Source organism: Aestuariibaculum sp. YM273, from assembly GCF_030908365.1.
GTDB classification, from domain to species: Bacteria; Bacteroidota; Bacteroidia; order Flavobacteriales; family Flavobacteriaceae; genus Aestuariibaculum; species Aestuariibaculum marinum.
Genome location: NZ_CP133090.1, coordinates 1586269 through 1609909, shown reverse-complemented (window position 1 = coordinate 1609909; position 23641 = coordinate 1586269). Strand labels below are relative to the sequence as shown.

Annotated in this window: 23 protein-coding genes; 9 read left to right on the top strand and 14 right to left on the bottom strand. The window is 34.8% G+C overall.

Translation table 11 applies throughout. From position 1 onward, the window contains the following. The first annotated feature begins 6 nt into the window (after positions 1–6). Positions 7–2292: an inorganic phosphate transporter gene (locus RBH94_RS06930; protein ID WP_307882966.1), complete on the top strand. Its 2286-nt coding sequence runs from the start codon at positions 7–9 to the stop codon at positions 2290–2292. Between the two features lie 292 nt (positions 2293–2584). Then, positions 2585–2866 carry a pyrimidine/purine nucleoside phosphorylase gene (locus RBH94_RS06925; protein ID WP_307882965.1) on the top strand — a complete coding sequence of 94 codons (282 nt, stop codon included), beginning with the start codon at positions 2585–2587 and terminating at the stop codon, positions 2864–2866. A gap of 117 nt (positions 2867–2983) precedes the next feature. Here the strand turns inward: RBH94_RS06925 and RBH94_RS06920 are convergent, their stop codons facing one another. From RBH94_RS06920 to RBH94_RS06910, 3 genes are all read right to left on the bottom strand, one after another. Then, on the bottom strand, positions 2984–4780 hold the full coding sequence (locus tag RBH94_RS06920; RefSeq protein WP_188224055.1) for a ribonucleoside-diphosphate reductase subunit alpha: 1797 nt from the start codon (positions 4778–4780) through the stop codon (positions 2984–2986). 3 nt (positions 4781–4783) lie between these two features. Further along, complete coding sequence (locus tag RBH94_RS06915; protein WP_307882964.1) at positions 4784–6058, bottom strand: ribonucleotide-diphosphate reductase subunit beta; 1275 nt, start codon at positions 6056–6058, stop codon at positions 4784–4786. Positions 6059–6511: 453 nt separating this feature from the next. Continuing rightward, positions 6512–7078 (bottom strand): DUF3109 family protein, encoded by a 567-nt coding sequence (locus RBH94_RS06910; RefSeq protein WP_307882963.1) that lies wholly within the window; start codon positions 7076–7078, stop codon positions 6512–6514. Positions 7079–7187: 109 nt separating this feature from the next. Between RBH94_RS06910 and RBH94_RS06905 the strand changes: the two genes are divergently transcribed. From RBH94_RS06905 to RBH94_RS06895, 3 genes are read left to right on the top strand one after another with little or no spacing between them, the layout of a single operon-like run. Continuing rightward, positions 7188–7775: a MarC family protein gene (locus tag RBH94_RS06905; protein ID WP_307882962.1), complete on the top strand. Its 588-nt coding sequence runs from the start codon at positions 7188–7190 to the stop codon at positions 7773–7775. A gap of 12 nt (positions 7776–7787) precedes the next feature. After that, entirely contained in the window at positions 7788–7991 is a 204-nt protein-coding gene (locus tag RBH94_RS06900) for a hypothetical protein (RefSeq protein WP_188224051.1), read from the top strand. 1 nt (position 7992) lies between these two features. Continuing rightward, positions 7993–8604 carry an NAD(P)-binding domain-containing protein gene (locus RBH94_RS06895; protein WP_307882961.1) on the top strand — a complete coding sequence of 204 codons (612 nt, stop codon included), beginning with the start codon at positions 7993–7995 and terminating at the stop codon, positions 8602–8604. Here the strand turns inward: RBH94_RS06895 and RBH94_RS06890 are convergent, their stop codons facing one another. The 4 genes from RBH94_RS06890 to RBH94_RS06875 all read right to left on the bottom strand — a co-directional run bounded on the left by RBH94_RS06890 (position 8605) and on the right by RBH94_RS06875 (position 12448). Beyond that, positions 8605–10203 (bottom strand): S41 family peptidase, encoded by a 1599-nt coding sequence (locus RBH94_RS06890; RefSeq protein ID WP_307882960.1) that lies wholly within the window; start codon positions 10201–10203, stop codon positions 8605–8607. Beyond that, a complete protein-coding gene (locus tag RBH94_RS06885) occupies positions 10203–10634 on the bottom strand; it encodes a dCMP deaminase family protein (RefSeq protein ID WP_307882959.1) in 432 nt (143 codons plus the stop codon). The genes RBH94_RS06890 and RBH94_RS06885 overlap by 1 nt, the downstream gene beginning before the upstream one ends. Positions 10635–10847: 213 nt before the next feature. Next, entirely contained in the window at positions 10848–11438 is a 591-nt protein-coding gene (locus RBH94_RS06880; RefSeq protein WP_240575137.1) for a HupE/UreJ family protein, read from the bottom strand. A gap of 38 nt (positions 11439–11476) precedes the next feature. After that, positions 11477–12448, bottom strand: coding sequence for an NAD-dependent epimerase/dehydratase family protein (locus RBH94_RS06875; RefSeq protein ID WP_307882958.1), 972 nt, complete (start codon positions 12446–12448; stop codon positions 11477–11479). Positions 12449–12601: 153 nt separating this feature from the next. On the opposite strand from RBH94_RS06875, the gene RBH94_RS06870 reads away from it, so the two are divergent. Both RBH94_RS06870 and RBH94_RS06865 read left to right on the top strand, forming a co-directional pair. Further along, positions 12602–13120 (top strand): hypothetical protein, encoded by a 519-nt coding sequence (locus RBH94_RS06870; protein WP_307882957.1) that lies wholly within the window; start codon positions 12602–12604, stop codon positions 13118–13120. A 117-nt stretch (positions 13121–13237) separates the two neighbouring features. Then, on the top strand, positions 13238–15331 hold the full coding sequence (locus RBH94_RS06865; protein ID WP_307882956.1) for a M13 family metallopeptidase: 2094 nt from the start codon (positions 13238–13240) through the stop codon (positions 15329–15331). 63 nt (positions 15332–15394) lie between these two features. On the opposite strand, the gene RBH94_RS06860 is transcribed toward RBH94_RS06865, so the two are convergent. Together RBH94_RS06860 and RBH94_RS06855 are read right to left on the bottom strand one after the other, a co-directional pair. Further along, on the bottom strand, positions 15395–15700 hold the full coding sequence (locus RBH94_RS06860; RefSeq protein WP_307882955.1) for a hypothetical protein: 306 nt from the start codon (positions 15698–15700) through the stop codon (positions 15395–15397). Between the two features lie 84 nt (positions 15701–15784). After that, entirely contained in the window at positions 15785–16504 is a 720-nt protein-coding gene (locus tag RBH94_RS06855) for a hypothetical protein (protein ID WP_307882954.1), read from the bottom strand. A 190-nt stretch (positions 16505–16694) separates the two neighbouring features. Between RBH94_RS06855 and RBH94_RS06850 the strand changes: the two genes are divergently transcribed. Further along, on the top strand, positions 16695–17159 hold the full coding sequence (locus tag RBH94_RS06850; RefSeq protein WP_188224042.1) for a CBS domain-containing protein: 465 nt from the start codon (positions 16695–16697) through the stop codon (positions 17157–17159). 77 nt (positions 17160–17236) lie between these two features. On the opposite strand, the gene RBH94_RS06845 is transcribed toward RBH94_RS06850, so the two are convergent. Together RBH94_RS06845 and RBH94_RS06840 are read right to left on the bottom strand one after the other, a co-directional pair. After that, a complete protein-coding gene (locus RBH94_RS06845) occupies positions 17237–17584 on the bottom strand; it encodes a hypothetical protein (protein WP_307882953.1) in 348 nt (115 codons plus the stop codon). Positions 17585–17678: 94 nt separating this feature from the next. Continuing rightward, positions 17679–18185: a hypothetical protein gene (locus RBH94_RS06840; RefSeq protein WP_307882952.1), complete on the bottom strand. Its 507-nt coding sequence runs from the start codon at positions 18183–18185 to the stop codon at positions 17679–17681. 189 nt (positions 18186–18374) lie between these two features. Between RBH94_RS06840 and RBH94_RS06835 the strand changes: the two genes are divergently transcribed. Further along, positions 18375–18710, top strand: a complete 336-nt coding sequence (locus RBH94_RS06835) for a single-stranded DNA-binding protein (protein ID WP_307882951.1) — start codon at positions 18375–18377, stop codon at positions 18708–18710. A gap of 98 nt (positions 18711–18808) precedes the next feature. Here RBH94_RS06835 and nadB read toward each other — a convergent pair whose 3' ends face one another. The 3 genes from nadB to RBH94_RS06820 all read right to left on the bottom strand — a co-directional run bounded on the left by nadB (position 18809) and on the right by RBH94_RS06820 (position 23379). Next, positions 18809–20371, bottom strand: a complete 1563-nt coding sequence (gene nadB, locus RBH94_RS06830) for an L-aspartate oxidase (RefSeq protein WP_307882950.1) — start codon at positions 20369–20371, stop codon at positions 18809–18811. A gap of 35 nt (positions 20372–20406) precedes the next feature. Then, positions 20407–21345 (bottom strand): quinolinate synthase NadA, encoded by a 939-nt coding sequence (gene nadA / locus RBH94_RS06825; RefSeq protein WP_307882949.1) that lies wholly within the window; start codon positions 21343–21345, stop codon positions 20407–20409. 222 nt (positions 21346–21567) lie between these two features. Next, positions 21568–23379 (bottom strand): hypothetical protein, encoded by a 1812-nt coding sequence (locus RBH94_RS06820; RefSeq protein ID WP_307882948.1) that lies wholly within the window; start codon positions 23377–23379, stop codon positions 21568–21570. Between the last annotated feature and the right edge of the window lie 262 nt (positions 23380–23641).

Genomic DNA, 23641 nt, shown 5'->3' with positions numbered 1-23641 from the left:
TAAATTATGGATAATTTATATTTATTTATGCTGATAGCCATCACTGTATTAGCTGTGGTTGATATTGTGGTTGGTGTAAGTAACGATGCGGTTAACTTCTTAAACTCAGCTATTGGTTCTAAGGCTATTCCTTTTAAAACCATCATGATTGTTGCCAGTTTAGGTATTTTCATTGGAGCCGTATTTTCAAGTGGTATGATGGAGGTTGCCCGTAAAGGTATTTTCGTTCCAGGAGAGTTTTTCTTCGACGAGATCATGATTATTTTCATGGCGGTAATGATTACCGACATCCTTCTACTCGACTTTTTTAACACATTAGGATTACCAACCTCTACTACAGTATCGATTGTATTCAACTTACTGGGAGCGGCAGTTGTTATGGCCTTAATTAAAACCAGTGTTTCAAATACTGAAACGATTTCAGATATTGGTAAATATATCAACACTGATAAAGCCCTGACCATTATTTTAGGGATTCTGTTATCGGTCGTTATAGCCTTTACCGTTGGTGCATTTGTTCAGTGGATATCACGTTTAATATTCACGTTCCACTTCGAAACGAAAATGAAGCATTTCGGTGCGTTTTTCGGAGGTTTTTCATTAACAGCTATCACTTACTTTATTTTCTTAAAAGGATTAAAAGGAACTCCATATTATAGCGAAATGAAAGGTAGTGTTGAAGGTAACGAAATCTTCATCATGCTGGGAAGTTTTGTTTTCTGGACTTTATTTGCCTATGCATTCCAGAAATTAACAAAGAAAAGCATCTTACTTATCGTTATTGCTGTTGGTACATTTGGTTTAGCCCTTGCGTTCTCTGGTAACGACTTGGTAAACTTTATCGGGGTGCCTATGGCAGCATACCACTCTTATGAAGCCTGGATTGCTTCTGGCTTAGACGCCTCAGCATTTTCAATGGGCGTACTAGAAAAGAAAGTGCCTGCAGAACCTTTATTATTATTCATCTCTGGTGGTGTCATGGTAGTGACTTTATGGTTATCTAAAAAAGCAAGAACAGTTGCAGACACCGAGATTAGTTTATCTCACCAAGGCGATACTCACGAGAAATTTCAACCGAACTCATTATCACGAGGTGTTGTGAAAGCAACAACATTCCTTTCTGATACTTTTGAAGCTATTGTTCCTTCAAGTATTCAAGGTAAAATGAATGTGAGATTCGAAAAGCAAGAAGCTCTGTTAAGCAAAGAAAAAGCTAAAGATGCCCCTGCCTTCGATATGATTCGTGCTTCGGTAAACCTTATGGTAGCTGGTGTATTAATTGCTATTGCAACATCAATGAAATTACCACTATCTACCACTTACGTAACCTTTATGGTGGCTATGGGTACATCGTTTGCAGATCGAGCTTGGGGTAGAGAAAGTGCTGTTTACCGTGTTGCTGGTGTATTAAACGTTATTGGTGGTTGGTTCTTTACAGCTATTGGAGCTTTTATCGCTTCAGGTTTTGTAGCCTTCCTAATCCACTGGAATCCTAGTGTAATGACGCCAATCTTGTTATTATTAACTGGTTTAATAATTTACAGAAACTACAAAGCACACAAGAAAACTTCTTCTCCTAAATCTTTAGAGGAAGATTACTTAAAGCAAGCCGAAAGCAGCTCATTACAAGGTGTGATTCACGAAAGTGCATCAAACATTGCTAGTCTTGTAAAGCGTGGAAATAAAATTTACACCAATGCTATTAATGGTTTAGCTAAGCAGGATTTAGCGATGCTTAAAAAGAATAAAAAGCAAATTATTAAACTTTCAGACGAGGTTGATGAACTAAGAGATAACATTTTCTATTTCATCAAAAATTTAGATGAATCTAGTGTTGGAGCTAGTAATTTCTATATTCACATTTTAGGATATTTACAAGATATGGTTCAGTCTTTAGAATACATTACTAAAGTGAGTCATAAGCATGTTAACAATAACCATAAGAAATTAAAATTCAACCAAATTAAAGAACTTAAAGAGGTGGATGAGCGTTTCGAAACGTTATTTAACAATATTCAAAATGCGTTTAACACCCAGTCTTTTGATGAGTTATCGGTAATCTTAGGAAGAAAAGCTGAAATCACATCGTTAGTAACAACGAAAATTCAAAAACAAGTAGAGCGCACTCGTACAGAAGAATCGAGTCCGAAGAACACAACCTTATACTTTAGTTTATTGTTAGAAACTAAAGATTTATTAAACGCTACTATGAATCTTCTTGAAGAGTACGACCATGCACACGATGCATCGGTTAAGCCTGCTACCTTAAGCACAGAAGAAGCTAAAGCATAAACAAAACAATATCTTAATGAAAAAGCCTGTGATTAAATCACGGGCTTTTTTTTTTACTTGTGTATTACAGCCATTTGATAAAACTAACATAATACTAAAACTTCATTTACTTAACACTGTAGTTCTACTTTAGCTGTATAGAAAAGGATTAATCCTTTTTTCATAACATTTGAATCGTTGAGTTAGATGCAAGGCACCTGTAGTGGGTGCTTTGTTATTTCATAAAATCCTTGAAACGAATACACGGTAATTCCTATCTAATTTATATACATTTGCAAAAAACAAACCAATTATGATATCACAAAACAGTTATTTTGACAATAATGTAAAATCTTTAGGCTACACTTCTGCTACAGGAAAATCAACCTTAGGCGTTATGGAACCTGGTGAATATGAGTTCTCGACCTCTCTTCATGAAACTATGACCGTGATTGAAGGAGAAATGACCGTAAAGCTTCCTAATGTAAGCGAATGGGTAACCTACAAAGCAGGAGAAGCTTACGAAATCGATGCTAACGAAAGCTTTTTAGTAAAGGTTAACACACAAACCGCTTACTTATGCCAGTACAAATAAGTACAAGCTTTTGAATAAATAAAAAAAGGCACCTCTCTCGAGGTGCCTTTTTTGGTAATATAACACTTAATTAAAAAATTATTCAGAGACAATTGAATAACTCAGCTTTTATATATACTAAGCCTCACAGCTTGCACATTCTTTCTTTTGTTTAAATTTCTGTGCTGCATTCATACTATGTTGATAGTATAATGACTTAAGCCCTAATTTCCATGCTGTAACATATATCTTATTGATGTCTTTTACCGGCATATCTGGATGCACAATAATATTAACCGATTGCCCTTGATCTATATGATTTTGTCTATTGGCAGCCTGGTACACAATAGTTAACTGATCAATTTCAGAATAAGTTTTAAACACATCACGCTCATGCTCTGTTAAAAAGTCTAAATGCTGTACAGACCCATCATAATCACGAATACTACGCCAAACCTCAGCTGTATTTTGTCCTTTTTCTTCAAGAAGCGCTTCTAAGTAAGGGTTTTTAATTGTTGTTTTAATCTTGGCAATATCCTTAACATAAATGTTAGACCAGATAGGTTCAATCCCCTGAGATACCTGACCTAAAATAAAAGCCGAAGATGTCGTTGGTGCAATGGCATTTAAAGTTGCATTACGTCTTCCGTAGCCTTTTAATACTTCAGGCTCGCCGTATAATTTCGCCAGTTCTTCAGAAGCTTTATAAGACTTCTCCTGGATTAATTTAAAGATTTCACTATTTAAATTAAAGGCCTCTGTACTATCAAACGATAACATTTTAGACTGTAATAAAGAGTGCCAACCTAAAACTCCTAAACCTAAAGAACGGTTCGATTTTGCAAAATTATAAGCACGCTCCATGAATAAGAACGTTTGTCTGTCATCTAAATCAGCAGAATCTCTAAACTCTTCTAATTTTTCAATAAACTCGGTGATTACAGCGTCTAAGAAATATACCATGGTTTCAACGGCATCGGTATCTTTCCACTTATCGTAATGTAATAAATTCACAGATGATAATACACAAACAAAAGACCATTGATCGTTAGATGGTAACATGATTTCTGTACACAAGTTACTGGCTACAATAGGTAATTTTTTATCTCTATAAACATCGGCTGCACTATTGTTGGCATGGTCTTTAAAGAAAATATAAGGATAACCTATTTCCCCTCTTCTTTGAATAATTTTAGCCCAAATGGTACGTTTCTCAACATCTCCATCAATCATTTCCTGCATCCATTTATCGGTTACAGTTACCCCATGAGTTAATTCTTGAATGGCATTTCCTTCGGTACCTATTTCTAAGAACTCATTAATATCTGGATGCTCTACTGGTAAGTATGGCGAAAAACGACCTCTTCTTACTGACCCCTGACTAACGACGTCAACCATTTTTTCGAACAACTGCATAATGTGTACAGCACCCGATGAATACCCGTTATTTTTTACCGGAGCGCCACGGTGTCTTAAATTACCGAAATACCCAGAAGTACCTCCACCTAATTTCGACATCATTCCAACTTCAGACTGGGTATAAAGAATATTCCCCATATCGTCTGCTATGTTAGATCCAAAACAACTAATTGGTAAACCACGTTTTTTTCCAAAATTAGACCACACCGGTGAGGCTAACGAGAAAAACCCTTCAGACATATATTTATAGAACTTATCTGCATAACCATCTATTTTAAGAATTTGTTCTGCTCGTTCTGCGATTTCTCTAATTCTTCCTTCAGGAGTTACACCATCAGTTAAATACCCTGATTCTAAAAACTTACGACTATTTTCAGTAAGCCATTTAAACTCTGGTTCGCTATCTGAATCAGCCTGATTTGTGTTTTTTATATAAGCTTTCCTAGCGTTTAATAATTGTTCTTTGCTGGATTGTTGTTCTGTTTGTTCGTCTTGGAGGTGCGTGTTTAATTTCATAATTTAAAATAGGTCGTCACTAGTTATACTTTTTGTTCTCTTACTGTAATTGATAGATCGTTTCACAAAGAAATCGCCATGTTTAGTTCCAATTATTTCATCGTCAAACCACTCGGTTTGTGCTAATAATTTTTCATCTACATCAAACACTTTTCCAATACCAATACTTTCTAACGAACTATTAAATCTGTTTTTAATAAATTCGTTTACTACATTTTTAGGAAGGAAATCTAACTCACCATCTTCAAAAATCCAGTCCACAATATCACTTTCGGCCTCAAAGGCTTCTCTACAAATGTTTTGAATTTTCTCATTATACTCTTCACCAAACCACTTCGGGTTTTCCTTTTTGATGATATTGATAACATCAATACCAAAATCACCATGTATTTGCTCTTCTTTTGATGTTGCCTCAACCACATTCGAGATCCCTTTCAGCATATTTTTATGCTTATTGAAAGCCATTATGATTAAAAACTGAGAGAATAGCGACACATGTTCGATAAACAAAGAGAACAATAACACCGACTCGGCATATTCCTGAATATTTTCGCTTTTTGAGTTTTTAAGAGCCGTCTCTAAGTAATGCACGCGACGCATGATTACCGGTTTCTTTTTTAAAGTCTTAAACTCAGCGTTCAACCCTAAAATTTCCAACAAATGTGAATACGCATCATGATGACGCACTTCACTCTCGGCAAACGTAGCACCTACAGATCCTATTTCTGGCTTAGGCATTTTTTGATAAATGTCTCCCCAAAACGTTTTTACTGCAACTTCTATTTGAGAAATTGCCAACATGGTATTTTTTATTGCTGATTTTTCGGTTGGTGTTAACCCTGTTTTAAAATCCTGTACATCGCTAGTGAAATTAAATTCACTATGAATCCAGTACGAATGCCTGATAGCGTTAACATACTCGTATAAATCCGGATACTCGTAAGGCTTTAAGTTTATACGTTTTTCAAAAATGTTAGTTTGACGCTTTCTAGCTTGCTCATCGCGATAAAGAATATAGGCTTTGGCCGCATTATGAAATGCACTACCCATTAACTTATCTTCAACAATATCTTGCACCTGCTCTACAGTAGGAACATATCTTGAATCTACAGCCTTTCTAGCCAAAAGGGCTTCGAATACTTTTCCTGAAATATCTTCAGCATCTTCTCTTGTACCATGATTAACAGAAAGCATTGCTTTTTCAATGGCACAGGTAATTTTATCCAACACAAAAGGTGTGGTTTCGTAGTCTCGTTTAATAATGTGCGTTAATTCCATATTGTGGGTATTGGTTATAATCGTTACTTGAGTGTATTTCTTACATTATATAAGACCACTTCGGGCTATTAATTAACTGGGAGCAACAAAAACTTTACGTATTTTTCACGTCAAAAAACTACTCTAACAAAGTTTATAATTTGTTTAACATGTTTTGAATCAATGCAAAACACATTTTCAACAAGTTTATTAACAAGCTTTAAAAAAAATTGAAATTTATTATGATTTGGGAGTAACAAAGATTAGAAATAGATGTTAAAAAAGAAAGGCTAAGTTATAAACATTGAGCGAAAGTTTTTAACAATTTCAAAACTTATTGATTCTAAGAAGTTTACAAATAAAATTAGCTAAAACACTGATTTTAAGCGTTTTATATTTTTTTAATTTTCAAAAAGTTTACACAAAAAATAAGTTTTTTTGAAAGTCACGCCTTGTTTTTAAAGGGATGAGAGGTTATTTCGAGTCCGCTATTTTCTCTAACTCCATATACCAGTCTTCACCAAATTTTCTAATTAAAGCATCCTTGACAAATTTATAAACTGGCACCTGTAATTCTTTTCCAAGAGAACAGGCATCGTCACAAATTTGCCATTTATGGTAATTGACTGCCGAGAATTCGCTGTAATCCTGAACACGAATGGGATACAATTCGCAAGACACTGGTTTTTTCCAATCTACGTCGCCATTTCGGTATGCCGCTTCAATACCACAAAGTGCTACATCCTTTTCATCATAAATAACATAAGCACAATCGGCTCCGTTAATTAATGGTGTTTCTAATTCACCATCGTCTTCAGATGTCACAGAGGTTCCTTGCGATTCAATTACATCAATACCTTCCTGGCGTAGGTAAGGCTTCACCTTTGGGTAAATATCTTTTAAAATTTGCGCTTCTTCCTTATCAAGCGGCGCCCCAGCATCGCCATCAACACAGCAGGCCCCCTTGCACGCTGAAAGATTACATGCAAATTCCTTTTCTATAATATCTTCAGAAACAATTGTTTTCCCTAATTGAAACATACCTTTACTACAATTTTCGGCTGCAAAAATAACGAAACTTTATTTTTAAAACACTATTGTTATTTATCATATTGCTATACATTTGTTACTAAATTAAAAACGTGAGGTTATGCAATTCAGCTTTAAAGAAATATTCACAGCCTTTATGGTCCTTTTCGCAGTAATTGATATTATTGGAAACATCCCCATTATTATAGATTTAAGAAAAAAAATGGGGCATATTCAAAGTGGTAAAGCATCGATTATTGCCGGTGTGATTTTAATCCTGTTTTTATTTTTAGGAAAGAGTATTTTAAATTTAGTTGGTATTGACGTTAACTCTTTTGCTGTAGCCGGTGCATTTATTCTTTTCTTTATTGCATTAGAAATGATACTAGGCATTACCCTTTATAAAGAAGAAGAACATAACGCTATATCGGCTACTGTATTTCCTTTGGCTTTTCCTCTAATTGCCGGGCCTGGAAGTTTAACAACATTACTATCTTTACGAGCAGAGTTTAGCATAGAAAACATCATTGTTGCTGTATTATTAAATGTTATTATTATTTTTGCAGTGCTTAAAACTTCAACAAAGATTGAGCGTATTATTGGGCAAAATGGTATTAACATCATCCGTAAAGTATTCGGAGTTATTTTACTTGCCATCGCGGTAAAACTATTTGCACACAACATTAAAGCCCTGTTTGCTTTAAACTAAAACATTTTAAAAATGAAAATAGCAACCATAATAATAAGTGTATTAGCCTTAGCGCTTATCGCTTTTAATACGACAAAAATAAATTTTAGCGCACCACTGGAAGGTGAAAGTTCTATTGCTCTTATTACTATTTTAGCTTCACTTTGCGCCATTCTTATCATGCTAATTCTATTTGTTTCTAAACAAATTGAACAAAAAGTAAAAGAGCGCCGTTAGTATGACATTTGACGCTTTAATTATTGGAGGTGGTGCTGCAGGCTTATCTTGTGCTTTAATTTTAGGATCTGCTAAAAACAAAGCCTACGCAAAAGACAAACGCATTGGCATTATTGCCCACCAAAAAACGTCTCACTTACAAACCGCTTTGTTTAATAACGTTTTAGGATTACCGCCAGGTACAACCGGTGCATCCATTCTAGAAAATGGCAAACAACAACTCGCCGATTTATATCCTCACGTAGAACAAATTGAGGGCGAAAAAGTACTGGCACTGGAAAAATTAGATAATGGCTTTCAAGTTAAAACCAACAAGAATACTTATCAATCTAAAATAGTTGTTGTCGCTGTAGGCTATACGAATTTAATGCACATTAAAGGCCTGGAGCAATACGTTGAGCCCCACCCTAGAGCTGCTGTTGAAAAAAACAGAATCTGGTTAAAAAATACCGACCATTTAATCGAAGATAATTTATACGTTGCTGGTTCTTTAGCCGGATGGCGTAGTCAATTTGCTATTTGTTCAGGAAGCGGCTCCCATGTAGCTACCGATATTTTAACGCTTTGGAATAACGGGAAACATGCTAAAGTTCACGATAAGATAAAAGAATAATTACAACTTCTCTGTTGCCGCACTCAATTCAATTACCTCATCAATCATAATGTCATTTTGGTTGATAATCTGCTCAAAAGCACCATCGCCATATAACTGATCGGCTAAAGCTGCTTTAATGTATTGCTTCACCTCATCATGATAGGCCACAAAGGTAATTTTTGTATTGGTTCGAAGGTTTACATAATCCTGAAAATCAAAAACCATTTCATCACTCACAGTATAATTATTGATAAACTCTTCACGAGGGATATTACTGTAAGCGTCACGATCTTTATCTAACTCTACAAACACAAAATTACTTATAAAGCCACTGCGTTGTAAAAAAATTAGCGTTTCGTTTTGTAAACTCGTATCTATAGGCACGAACACATCAGGAATGATTCCGCCTCCACCGTAAACTACTTTTCCTTTAGGCGTAGTAAACTTCAAGGAATCGGCTACTTTTATTTTATCTGAATCGAACAACTCTCCACTTTCAATACGATCGAAATAATCGTGATAATAATCGTCATTTCCTTTATCGTAAGACCGTTGAATAGAACGTCCTGTTGGAGTGTAATATCTGGATACGGTTAAACGCACCGCGCTACCATCACCCAGATCCATTTCACGCTGCACTAAACCTTTACCATAACTACGACGCCCCACAATAGTTCCCTTATCGTTATCCTGAAGTGCTCCAGCTACAATTTCGCTAGCTGATGCGGAATTCTCATTAATCAACACAAACAGTTTCCCATCTTCAAAATCACCTTTACTTGTTGCATAGTTCTTTTCAATATGGCCACGTTTGTTTTTGGTGAATAGAATCAGTTTTTCATCCTCTAAAAACTCATCAACAATCTGCTCGGCTATACCAAGAAAACCACCCGGATTATCCCGTAAATCTAGAGCGATTTCGGTTGCACCTTTATCTAACAATTTATCTAGAGCTTTTTTAAATTCTTTATACGTCGATTCTGCAAAACGGTTAATCTTTATGTATCCTAACTTTTCAGTAAGCATGTAAGACGCATCTACACTTTTAATTGGAATCGTAGAGCGCTTTACAGTAAAGTCTAAAAGTTTAGACTCGCCTTTTCTATAAACTTTTAATCGCACTTTGGTGTTTTCCGGTCCTTTTAATTTATCGACCATATCGCTATTATTCAGCTTAGCCCCAAAAAGTGTATCGCCATCGGCCATTAAAATACGATCACCGCCTTTAATACCAGCTTTCTCACTTGGACCTCCTTCAATAGCACGGATAACGGCAATACTATCTCGAAACGGATAAAAACTAACACCGATACCTATAAAATCGCCTTTCATATTTTCTGAAACGCGCTGCATATCTTCCTTAGGAATATACACCGAATGCGGATCGAGATTCTCTAAAATTCCGTTTACGGTAACATCAACAATACTATCGGTATTAATATCATCAACATAGTCGTAGTCTATATAATCTATGAGTCGATTAAGCTTATCCTTCTTACTGTTGGTAGAAAACAGTCTGTCCGGTGAATCACTGAAATTTAATTTTCCGCCAATAAAAATCCCTGCCGCAATTGCAACACCTAAAATTAAGGGCAAGTATTTTTTATTGTTTGACATTAAGCTTCTATATCTTCAATTTGTTTAAGTTCGATACCGGCTTTTTCTAAAAACTTAAGACCAGAGTCGTCTTTATATGCATCTTGATAAACCACCTTTACAATCCCCGCCTGATGAATTAGTTTACTACACTCCTTACACGGCGACATGGTGATGTAAAGTGTAGCTCCTTTACTCGATTGTGTCGATGCAGCTACTTTTAAAATCGCATTAGCCTCGGCATGTAAAACATACCATTTTGTGTAGCCTTCATCGTCTTCACAAAAGTTTTCAAATCCCGACGGTGTTCCATTATACCCATCAGAAATTATCATTCTATCCTTTACGATAAGCGCACCAACCTGTCTACGGTTACAGTAAGATAATTTTCCCCATTCTTTAGCAATTCTTAAATAGGCTTTATCGTACTTAAGCTGTTTAATCTTCGGCATGAACTTGAATTTGTTTTTGGCGTGCTGCCCATGGCAACTAGGCTTCGGTAGTCGATTTTATTTAAAAAAAATAAAGAGCTTCAACAACTACCTCAATCCTTCACGCGAAATAATATAACGAATATACTTGGTTCGTATTTTAATTACAACCCTACTTCGTTAAACTTTTACGAAAGTTTATATAATTTTAGATGTTAAGTGCTTAATTTTTAATTAAGCCAGGAAATCGCTGTTTAAAATCATAGGAATGACTAAGCCTACAACAATGGCAGAAATCACCATAATCCAATCGCGTTTTGAAAAACGGAAGATGGTTTGCACCAAATACCCTAAAAACAATACGATAAATACAATAATAATCTGCGCAATTTCAATACCCAAAGCAAATTCTAATAGCAATACCAGTTTACTGTCGGAGTCTCCAAGCAACATTTTAAACTCTCTGGCAAACCCGAGTCCGTGAATTAACCCGAAAAACAACGTAGATAAAAACAAAACACCAACCTTTTCTTTTTGCGCGCCTTTACCTGAAGTAAACACATTAAACAGGGCAACCACTAAAATGGTAATCGGAATTAAGAATTCGACAATCGTAGCATTTACACTTACCATACCATAAGATGCTAAAACCAACGATAAGGTATGCCCTAAAGTAAACATAGACACCAATAAAAATACGCGTTTCCAGTCTTTAAACAAGTACGGAACCGTTAACACAATTAGAAATAAAACGTGGTCGTAAGCTTTAATGTCAAGCACATGGTTTATACCGTATTCTACATTAAACCAAAAATTCTCTAGCATAATAATTAATTAAGATATGGGAAAAGTCAAAGATACAATTAATTCGATTTTTTCAGAGGACTCTTATCCTTTTTATCCAACTGAAACAACATCTCCTTAGTAATATCCTGAAGATCAAATTTATGTTTCCAACCCCAATCGGTTCTGGCTCTGGAGTCATCAATACTTTTAGGCCAGCTATCGGCGATAGCCTGTCTGTAATCGGGACTATAAGTTATTTTAAAATCGGGAAGACTGACCTGAATACTTTCCGCAACCTCTTTAGGGGTAAAGCTTATGGCCGCCAAATTATACGATGACCTAATTTTTATGTTTTCGGTTGGTGCTTCCATAATATCAACAGTTGCCTTTATCGCATCATCCATGTACATCATGGGTAATTTGGTGTTTTCGGACAAAAAACATTCGTAAACACCATCTGCTATAGCTTTATGATAAATTTCCACAGCATAATCGGTAGTGCCACCGCCTGGCATAGTCTTCCAGCTAATAATACCTGGATACCGCAAACTTCTCACATCAACGCCATATTTATTAAAATAATACTCACACCACCGCTCCCCTACTTGTTTGGTAATACCATAAACAGTCGATGGCTCCATAACAGTATACTGCGGTGTATAATCTACTGGAGTTGTCGGCCCAAACACTGCAATACTAGATGGCCAAAAGACTTTTTTAATAATATTAGTCTTCGCGAGATTAAGAACATGAAACAGTGATTCCATATTTAAATCCCAGGCTTTCATTGGGTATTTTTCGCCCGTTGCACTAAGCATAGCAGCCATCAAATAAATGGTATCTATTTCATACTTCTCAACACAAATTTTTATACTGGAATAACTACGCGCATCAACCACCTCAAAAATTCCAGAATTAACAACACCCAAATTACTATAACTAATATCGCTGGCAATAACATTCGAACTACCATACATGTCACGCAGCTTAAATGTTAATTCTGAACCAATTTGTCCGCAAGCTCCTATTATTAATACTTTAGGTGTCATTTAAATACAGTTTTAAGTAGGTTATTTAAATTTACTAAGATTTTATTGAAAACATTTCACATCCCAATAAAAACATTTTAATTCGTTTCTATCTATTTTAAAGATTAATAAACTATTCCTATATCTTTGCCGTTGTATTTATATTTAAAACCTATGAATTTTAAATTTTTAAGTCTTTTAAGCATTTTCATCGTAATCGTGAATTCTTGTAAACAATCTGAAAATGAAGAGCAGCATATCGATACTTCAGAAAACACCTCCGAAATTACTGAAAGTGACATTTCTAAACTTAAATACACCGAGTTTTTATTAGACCATCAGGCCGAAGAAGCCATACTCAGCTGGAATGAATACACCCAAATTAACGATGTGGTTACCAATGTAAAAAAAGGCGACCTAAGTTTCTTTAATGATAACGACGAAGCCATTACCGCATTACTAAAGGATTTCAATAAAAATATTCCTGAGAAAGTAAATACCGATGCTGTAAAAGCTCGCATTACTGCTTTTGAAACTAAACTTTATAAACTTCAAAGTTTTTCGGGATTATCAACTACCAATCGAGATGAATTACTCGCAACCATCAAAGAATTTCTTGTAGCTTTTTCAAATTTAAACCTTCAAATGAACAAAAAAATGGAAGCCGACAAGAACGTATTTGAACGCCCTTAAATACACTTCCATTTTAACAAGTTTGTTCGCTAAATTTGTGTTAAGGTTATCATAATCACCCCTCTATTAAAACACAAGTATAGTAACTTGTGCCTTATTTTTTAACCAAATCAGTATATGAAAACAAACTTAAATTTTAAGCCTTTCTTAGGCTTATCTTTGGTTTTAGCCGTTGCTTCGTGTAAAAACGAAACAAAAACCGACACCAATGAAGTTGCCCACACCCCTGGCATTAACCTTGAGTACATGGATACCTCAATAAAGCCACAGAACGATTTCTTTAAATTCGTTAACGGAAAATGGCTGGAAACAACTAAAATCCCAGACGATCAAACCCGTTGGGGAAGCTTTAACGAGCTTAGAAAAAAAACAGATGAAGACGCCCTTGCCATTTTAAAAAACGCTATGTCTGACAACAAAGACATAAAAAAGAGTGAAGTACTTCCAGGATCTGATCAACAAAAAGCCATCGAACTTTTTAAAACTATAGTTGATACTGTTAGCAGAAATAAACTTGGCATCAACCCTATTAAACAGAATTTAAAGAAAATTGATGCCATTGAAAACATTGACGACCTTCAAAATTTCTTAATTGAAATGGAACCTTACGGAGGCATAGGCTTCTTTGGTTTTTACGTTGGCACAAACCCTAAAAACAGCGATATTAATTCAGCCTTTCTTGGCTCTGGTCGCTTAGGGCTTCCTGACAGAGATTACTATGTAAAAGACGATTCAGACTCTAAAGAAAAAAGAGAATTATACGTTGCACACATTACAAGAATGCTTCAATATTTAGGAGATAGTGAAACTGAAGCAAACGAAGAAGCTAAAGGTATTTTAGCTTTTGAAACCCGCCTTGCTGAACCAAAAATGGATAAAGTAGAACGTCGCGATGCACGTAAACGCTACAACCCTAAATCAATTACCGAATTACAAAATATGGTTCCTGCGATTAACTGGGATGCCTATTTTAAAGGTATTGGTGTAAAAAGTTTAGACACCATTATTGTGAGTGAAGTAAAATATACCCAAGCGCTACAAAATATCCTTGCAGAAAATAATGTAGCAGACTGGAAAGCATACTTACGTTGGTCCCTTTTTAACAAATCGGCAGGTGCTTTAAGTACCGATATAGAAACTGCAAACTGGGAATTCTATGGTAAAACATTACGTGGAGCACAACAACAACGCCCTCTGGAGGAGCGCGCATTATTAACAGTTAATGGTGCTGTTGGCGAAGCTTTAGGTAAACTTTATGTCGATGAAGTATTTCCTCCTGAAGCAAAGGAGCGTGCAGAAAAAATGATTGCAAATGTGATTAAAGCTTTTGAAAATCGCATTAGAAACGCTTCTTGGATGACTGAAGAAACCAAGGACAAAGCTGTTGAAAAACTATTGGCTTTAACTGTTAAAATAGCTTATCCTGACAAATGGAAAGACTACTCCGATTTAGAAATTCATTCAACAGATGAAAACGGCTCCTTTTCGCAAAACATGCTTAATGTAAACGCATGGCATCACAAAAAAAACTTAGAAGATTTAGGTCAGCCGGTAGATAAAAGCCGTTGGGGCATGTCGCCACAAACAGTTAACGCTTATTTTAATCCGTCGTTTAACGAAATTGTATTCCCGGCAGCCATCTTACAACCTCCATTCTTTAACTTTGAGGCAGACGATGCGGTTAATTATGGCGGAATTGGTGCTGTTATAGGTCATGAAATTTCACATTGTTTCGACGATTCTGGTGCGAGATACGACAAAAACGGAAACCTGAACAACTGGTGGACCGATGAAGATTTAAAACAATTTGAAGCGTTAGGAAAAGATTTAGCCGATCAATACAGTGCTATTGAAGTATTACCTGAAACCAACATTAACGGACCTTTTACACTTGGTGAAAACATTGGTGATTTAGGTGGTGTAAATGCTGCTTACGACGCTTTACAGTTAAGCTTTGCAGAAAACGGAAGACCAGAAAATATTGATGGATTTACTGCCGAGCAACGCTTTTTCATGTCATGGGCAACCGTTTGGAGAACTAAAATGCGTGATGACGCTTTAAAGAACCAAATTAAAACCGATCCGCACTCTCCTGGTATGACCAGAGCTGTTCAACCTCTATTAAATGTTGATGCTTTTTATCAGGCATTCGATATTAAAGAAACGGACAATTTATATTTAGAACCAAGTAAACGCGTAAAAATCTGGTAATAAAAAAAGGGTGTTTTCAAAATTAAGAAAACACCCTTTTTTACTTTAACACTAAATTTATTTTTAATCCTCTTTTACAAAGGAATTATTAAATATTCTCACCCGCAACCTATCTTCCTTCTCTAAGACAGTATATATCAAAATCGGGAAAAGCAAAGCAAAAGCGACAGAAGAAATAACCGTTACCGTTTTTAAAACAATAAACATTTCAGCAATCATATAAAGAGCAAAACCTGTCCCTAAAACAAAAACCATTATTGCTATAAATGAAATTATTTTAGATTCATTTGCATAAATTTGGTTTATATGATAACTCTTCGTTTTCTCACAACTTTTGCATTCTTCCTTTAGAATTTTTCCATTTGTCATAGCAAATTCAACACGGGTGGATACATTAAATTTAATTTTATTCTCCTCTTTACAATTAGAACATTTAAAATAAAGATTCACTATTTATTCCTGCTTTTTACCTTCTGCCGCTTGCGCTTGAAGCATTTGTTTTTGTCTTAACAATTCGTTCTTGGTAATTTGAATTAAATTAAAATTAGGCGACTGTTTAAACGCTGCATCCAAAATATCTACAGCAGCATCAATATTTGCTTTTCGATCTTTATTATAAAGCGATAATGCCTGTAAATACATAAACGCCGATTTTAAAGACACCTCATAAGGTTGTTGTGTTTCATAAAATGCCTTTTTCATATCATCTGTAGCATTAGCTAAACCATAGGCAATATTTTTATCGGCTTCTTCAACCTGCTGAGTTTGTAAATTAAGTTCAGCTAACTCGTATGCCAAGTGTGCATTTGGATCTCTTTTAAAGATTTCCTGAAAAAACCATAAAGCCAATTCCGGACGCTTTACCGCCTTTAACGAAATAGCCTTAACCTCTAATGCCATATCAGAATCATCCATTTTTTTCTCAACACCAATGGTATTCAAGGCCTGAACGTATTGTCCCTCTCTCATATAAATATAAGCTAAGGTATCTACGCGTTCCATAGATGGCGACAACACATTTAAATGGGTTAAACCACTGATAATACCCTGTACATCGCCTTGCTTTTGCATTTGCTTATAATAGGCTTCAAAATGTTTTATTAAATCAGAATTACTTTGGGCTCCCATCGTCATTCCAAAAACCAATCCTACCAATACTATTACTTTCTTCATATAACTCTATTTTTTAGGGTGCTAAAACTATAAAAAATTAACATTTAACCAAGCAAAAAAATCAGTAATTCTTGCTATACCCTTTTAAGTGATAATTTTTATTGATAATAATTGTTAAAAACGAAAATTAGCTTTCTTAGGAATACTTAAAAAAAAGAATTATATTAGTAGAACTACTAAATTAAATATTATGGGGATAAAAAGTTTTCAAGGGTCAAGGAAGCATTCACAAGTTGCTGATGAAACACCTTTAAAGGTGAGTGATTATATGTCTACGGATTTGATTACGTTTACTCCCGATCAAACTATTGAGGCAGCTATTGAAGCCTTAATTCATCATAAAATTTCCGGAGGACCTGTAATTAATGAAAAGCACGAATTAGTAGGTATAATATCGGAAGGAGATTGCATAAAAAAAATAAGCGAAAGTCGCTATTACAATATGCCAATGCAGGATAAAACCATTGAAAATTATATGGCTAAAAATGTGGAAACCATTGATGGAAACATGAACATTTTTGATGCTGCTAACAAATTTTTAAATGCAAAAAGACGACGTTTTCCTATTGTAGAAAATGGCAAACTGGTAGGGTTAATTAGTCAAAAAGACATATTAAAAGCCGCCATGAAATTAAAAGGACAGAACTGGAAATAATAGAGAGATAAGCAAATTATGATTCCAGTATTAAAGCTTTTGGTTTAACATTTAAATCAAAAGCTTTTTTGTTACCATTAACTTTCCCTTTTTACTAAAGCATAATATTCGCCCTCTAAAGGCAAATAGCCCTGATCGTACACAAAGTAATATACATTGCCAGATTTGGTAGTATAAATGCTGGTAAAATAGTTAAAATCGAATCCAGCCTCGATTAATTTTGCGCGCGAAGTTTTTGTTTTCTGATCCGGGTTCAACTGTTCTAAAATTCTATAGTTCTTACGAAGTCTGTTATTCGTATTTCGAATTAAATTCTTGCTATCCTTATTCACCCTATTGTTATAGGCATTCCGGCAACCATCGCTGCAGAATTTTTTGTCGATGCGACCTACAATTTTTTCACCACATTCTAAACATTGTTTCATATTAATATTTACGGTTTGGTTTCTTTGGTGTTATTTACATTTCCTTTAGTAATTCAACTGCAATAAGTTATATACGGGAGTGCTCAAATATTTTTTATAAATCCGTAATCTCGTTTAAAATTGCAAAAAGATCATTCAAATCGCAATAGGGCTCTGTAGCTTTTCTTTGTCCTTCTTCTTTTGTTTCGAATTCGTATTCGTCTATTAACTCATTTAATCCAGTTACGTAAACTTGCATTTTGAATTGAGTTTTTAGATTTGAATAGTCAATTTCTTTATTTTTAAATTCAAAATTTTCTTCAATTTCAACTCCTTTTTTGGGTTTATTATTTTTCAAATAAATTAATCTTGTGTATCGCCCATAAGAAGTTCCAAATTCTTCTTCAACTTTTACTATTTGACTTTTTACTTTCCATATTCTTAATGTTGCTCCATGGTCAACATGACTTTCTGTAATTTTATTCCAATCGTATTCACTCACCTTTAATTCAGGGTTTGAATCAATGTTCTTAACATATTTATCAATTTCGTTAGTCAGTTTATTTTGGGAATAACCTATTAAAGTAGAAGTAAGAAGTATTATTATTAAATTATATTTCATAGGGGCTAAGCAAAATTATATACAACATCTAGCTAAATATACAAATTATTCGTTTACAAACGACTACAAACATTTACAAACGAATTTAAACAAGTAATAACCGACTAACATTTTCATTCTAACTGATCTTTGCTTTGTCGAAACATAAGAACTCGATAGTATTAACTGTTTAACCTTAAAAATAAAATTATGAATACGCTTAGAAACAAAGTACAGTTGATTGGAAACTTAGGAAATGATCCTGAAATTTTAAATTTAGAATCTGGTAAAACTTTAGCCAAATTCACGATTGCAACAAACGACACGTATACCAATAACAAAGGTGAAAAAATAACGCATACCCAATGGCACAATGTAATAGCCTGGGGAAATACCGCAAAGATTATCGAAAAGTATATAGGCAAAGGCAAAGAAGTTGCTATAGAAGGTAAATTAACTTCAAGAAGCTACGACGACAAAGAAGGAAACAAACGTTACATTACAGAAATTGTTTGTAATGAACTTTTAATGTTAGGTAAAAATTAACTTCTACGAAGTATTTACTTGATAAAAGAGTTTTAAAAACTCTGGTTGTATTGACGTTGATTCAGATATCAAGGCCGCTGTATTACATGCGGTCTTGATTATTTTTTAACGTTATCTACATTAAAATAGCCGCCTTTATTTTCTTTGCGCTCTAACGACTGATTTACGATAAGGTGTGCCACATTAACCATATTTCTTAACTCGCAAAGCGACGTGGTAATTTTCGATTCCTTGTAAAACGCTTCCACCTCTTCATGAATTAATTCCAAACGTCTTTTAGCACGGTATAGACGTTTATTACTCCTTACAATACCAACATAATCACGCATTAAGGCCTGTAACTCTTTTAAATTATGCTGAATTAATACGTGCTCTTTAGTAATAGTGGTACCTTCATCATTCCAGTCCGGAATTGCAACATCGGCTGTCTCATACTCATGCTTTACATGATGTTTAAAAATGTTATGTGCATAAACTAAGGCTTCTAACAACGAATTTGATGCTAAACGATTTGCACCATGTAATCCCGTTCTAGAACACTCACCACAGGCAAACAAATTATCAATTGTTGTTTTTCCCTTTTTAGAAACTTTAATTCCACCACATAAATAATGCGACGCCGGAACTACGGGAATCCAGTCGGATTTGATATCGATATGATTGTCTAAGCATTTCTGATAAATATTAGGAAAGTGCTTAATAAAAGCTTCAATATCCAGATGTGTACAATCTAAAAATACATGAGACGCTCCGGATTTTTTCAACTCATTATCAATGCTCTGAGACACGATATCACGAGATGCCAATTCGGCACGTTCATCGTAATTTAACATAAAACGCTCGCCTTCGGCATTTCTTAAATGCGCACCAAAACCACGAACCGCTTCTGAAATTAAAAATGAAGATTCGCCGCCCTTAGCCTCATATAACGCCGTCGGGTGAAACTGGACAAATTCCATATCCTTTATCCTGGCTTTTGCGCGGTACGCCATAGCGATACCATCGCCAGTTGCAATAACCGGATTAGTAGTATGCCCATAAACACAACCTATGCCTCCGGCTGCTAACAAAGTGCTATTGGCCTTTATAGTTGAAATCTCTCCTGTTTTCTGATTAAACACATAAGCACCATAGCACTTCAACTCATCAGGATCTGCGCCTTCAATATGGTGATTGGTAATTAAATCTAAAGCAAAATGATGCGGTAAGATAGAAATATTTGGCAACTGATGGGCGCGCATCAATAAGGCGCGTTCAATTTCATAGCCTGTTATATCTTTATGATGCACTACACGATACTCAGAATGTCCTCCTTCCTTACCCAGGTCGAATTCTCCGCTAGAATCCAAATCAAAATTAGCACCCCAAAGCAATAATTCTTCAAGACGCTCGGGACCTTCTTTAATCACCATCTTAACAACGTCTTCTTTACAAAGACCGTCGCCAGCAATTAAAGTATCCTTTATATGTTTTTTAAAAGAATCGTTCTCTTTATCAAGAACTATGGCTACACCGCCCTGAGCATACTTAGTATTGGATTCATCTTCGTTAGCTTTAGTAACTATAATGACATTTCTTTCTGGGAATTTTTCAGCAATTTTAACTGAAAACGTTAATCCGGCAACCCCCGAACCAATAACTAAATAATTTGCAGTAACCATGATTTTACTCGATAATCGAGAATTAAATATTTCGTCTATTTAGACAATTCTAACATACGTTCTATTGGCAATAAAGCGCGATCTATAATGTTTTCCGGCACGTGTATTTGTGGCGATTCGTTTAATAAACAATCATACAATTTCTGCATCGTATTCATTTTCATAAAATGACATTCACTACAAGCGCAAGTGTTATCTTCTACAGCTGGAGCTGGAATTAAATCTGCCGTCGGAATTTCCTCTTGCATTTTATGTAAAATACCAGCTTCGGTAGCCACAATAAATTTCTCGTTAGGGTGCTCCTTAACAAAATTAATCATTCCTGATGTTGAACCGATATATGCAGCGGTATCTAAAATATGTGTTTCCGATTCCGGATGTGCTATAATCTTATAATCCGGGTGTTTTTTGTGTAGTTCGATTAACTTATCGATAGAGAATGCTTCGTGTACCACACAACTACCATCCCAAAGCAACATATCTCTACCTGTTTCACGCATAATATAACGCCCTAAATTCTTATCTGGCGCAAAAATGATTGGCGTTTCCGCAGGTATAGACTGTACAATTTTTAATGCGTTTGAAGATGTACAAACAATATCACTTAAAGCCTTAATTTCTGCCGAACAGTTTACATAAGTAATTACCACGTGATCTGGATGTGCTTTAGTAAACGCTTCAAAACTCTCTGGCGGACAAGAATCGGCCAGCGAACAACCTGCATTTAAATCTGGTAATACAACCGTTTTTTTCGGGTTTAATATTTTAGCAGTTTCGGCCATAAAGTGCACACCTGCAAATACAATAATATCGGCATCAGTTTCGGCTGCTTTTTGAGACAAGCCTAAACTATCTCCAACGTAATCTGCTATATCCTGAATTTCCGGCACCTGATAATAATGGGCAAGAATTACAGCATTTTTTTCCTTTTTAAGACGATTTATTTCTTTTACTAAGTCTATTGTTTCACTCATAACTTCTCAATTTCATCTACAATCGAACACTATGTAAACGCATATTTTTTGCAAATATCTTAATTAAAATTCTAATGCATTAGGTTTACACTAAAAAATAAAGTGAAATTGAATACAAATTAGCTATTCTATAAATCTTTTAATTCTTGTTAAAGAAAAAGGCGTTTCTTTAATAAAATTGAAACGCCTCTTAAGAAGCTATTAACCACAAATATCTTGTTTTTAACTCACAAAAACCTCATCTTCAATCTCCAACTCAATAATTCTCAACACAAAGTCACCACTTTCCAACTGGTTTAAAACATCATTTTTCACATCCTGAAACTTGTCTTGAAGATTTAAAAACAGGGATTTATAATATGCTACACCCGATTTCATATTCTCTAAAAAAGTTAAAAGATACTTCTCTTCTTTTTTAGTCATCTCAGTTTTAGTGGCTTCAAATTTTTTCTTTAAATAATCGATATAAATGAAGAGTTCTTTAACGAACATATGCGGCCTGTCTTTTCGAGAAATCATATTGGCGCGACCATAGATATGGTCTGTCATATTATTCAAGCTCATCACTTTAGAATAATATGCCATATTAGGTCCCGGACAAATAGAAACACCTGCGCCTTCGGTTTTAGTATCTAAATTATATTTTAATAATGCAGAGGTACCTAACCCTACGCAAGTACAAGACTTCTCGATAATTTTATTGTACTCTTTATTATAATCACTCTCAGATAAACTCAAATCATCTAAAGCTTTGATTTTTAAATACTGGTACTCACGTGATGCCGTACAAATGCCATTATCTTTAAATTCTTTGTTAAGTGCTACAAACTTTTTAGGACAGGCACTTCCCGGTCGCCCTTTATTAATCAAAGTTTCCTTTTCTAAGTCTTTGGTATTGTTTTTTAAATTATTAAACGGAATACCTAAAGGCGAAATATCGCTTAAATACAAATCGTCTTCTTTAGCTAGCAGCAATTTGTCTAATGTTTGCTCATCAACTGTTGTTGCTTCTGGCACCAACAAAAATGGTGTCCCCCAACCAACAGCATCCAACTGATATTCCTCTATTAAAAATTCATGTTCTTCATGTGTACCCACACCGCCTTGAGCTGAAATTTTTATGGACAACGGTTCATTTGGGATAACTTTATTTTGATTTTCCAGTTCTTTAATTAATACAGATTCTATAGAGCTTCTTAAAGCTTCACGGTTTGCTTTAAATTCTGCTAACACCGGCCCCAATAAATAGCCGTCGGTAGCAAAGGCATGACCTCCACAGTTTAAGCCGGATTCTATACGGTATTCAGAAACCCAAAGTCCTTTTTTAGCTAAAAATTTACCCTGGATTAAAGCCGATCGATAATCGCTAACTTTTAAAATGATTTTCTTTTTAAACTCACCATGCTGATTAGGAAAGAAATCGTTAAACGAACTCATATAGGCATACAACCTTGGGTTCATTCCAGCCGAAAGGACTACTGAAGAATTTAACTTGCTATTAGCAAAACCTCTAAAAGCCGCATGTGCATCATTATATTCTACAGGCAGTTTTTCATCTTTATCATAGTTATCTTTATCAACCTTAGTCATAATATTAACATCAATACTTCCTTTAACTAATCGTTGATCTAACCATGATTTAATATCAGATTTCGACACCCCTTTTTCTAATAAATTTTGAAATTCGGCCTTTAGATGACTATTACCAGGCAGTAAGTCTAAATAGGTTTTAAAATCGTGACTCATTTCAAGTGCCGATTTTTTCATGGCTTCAAACTTCTTATCAACAACATCACTTATTAAATTCAAATAAGACGTAATGCGTTTGGCTCTAAAATCGTCTACTTTATTGGTAATTTCCTGATAGGGTATCTCAAACTTTTCACTGTACATTTTTCGCAACTTCTCGATAAGAATATCGTCTACCAGAGAAATCACCGAATCAATTCCATATTGCGCTACTTTTAACGGCGAATCTATAGTAAAACCAATACCCATAACCGGAATATGAAACGAATGTGCTCTTTTATTCATAGTTCAATTTTTGGTTATTCTATTAAAAAGCCAAAAGTAAAAGGTTCATATTTCATGAATTATGATATTTATCATAAAACCCATATTTGATAAAGTGAGGAAACTTAAGGAATTCGCAATTATAAAGATTTGGAATAAACACTTCTTTTATTTAATTATTCACAACAAGAAATCGATAATTGCCAAATTTTAATAAAACTTTAAGACCATAGTACTTGTTTCTTAGAGCTTCATTATTTTTATGCTTAATTTTCAATTAGAA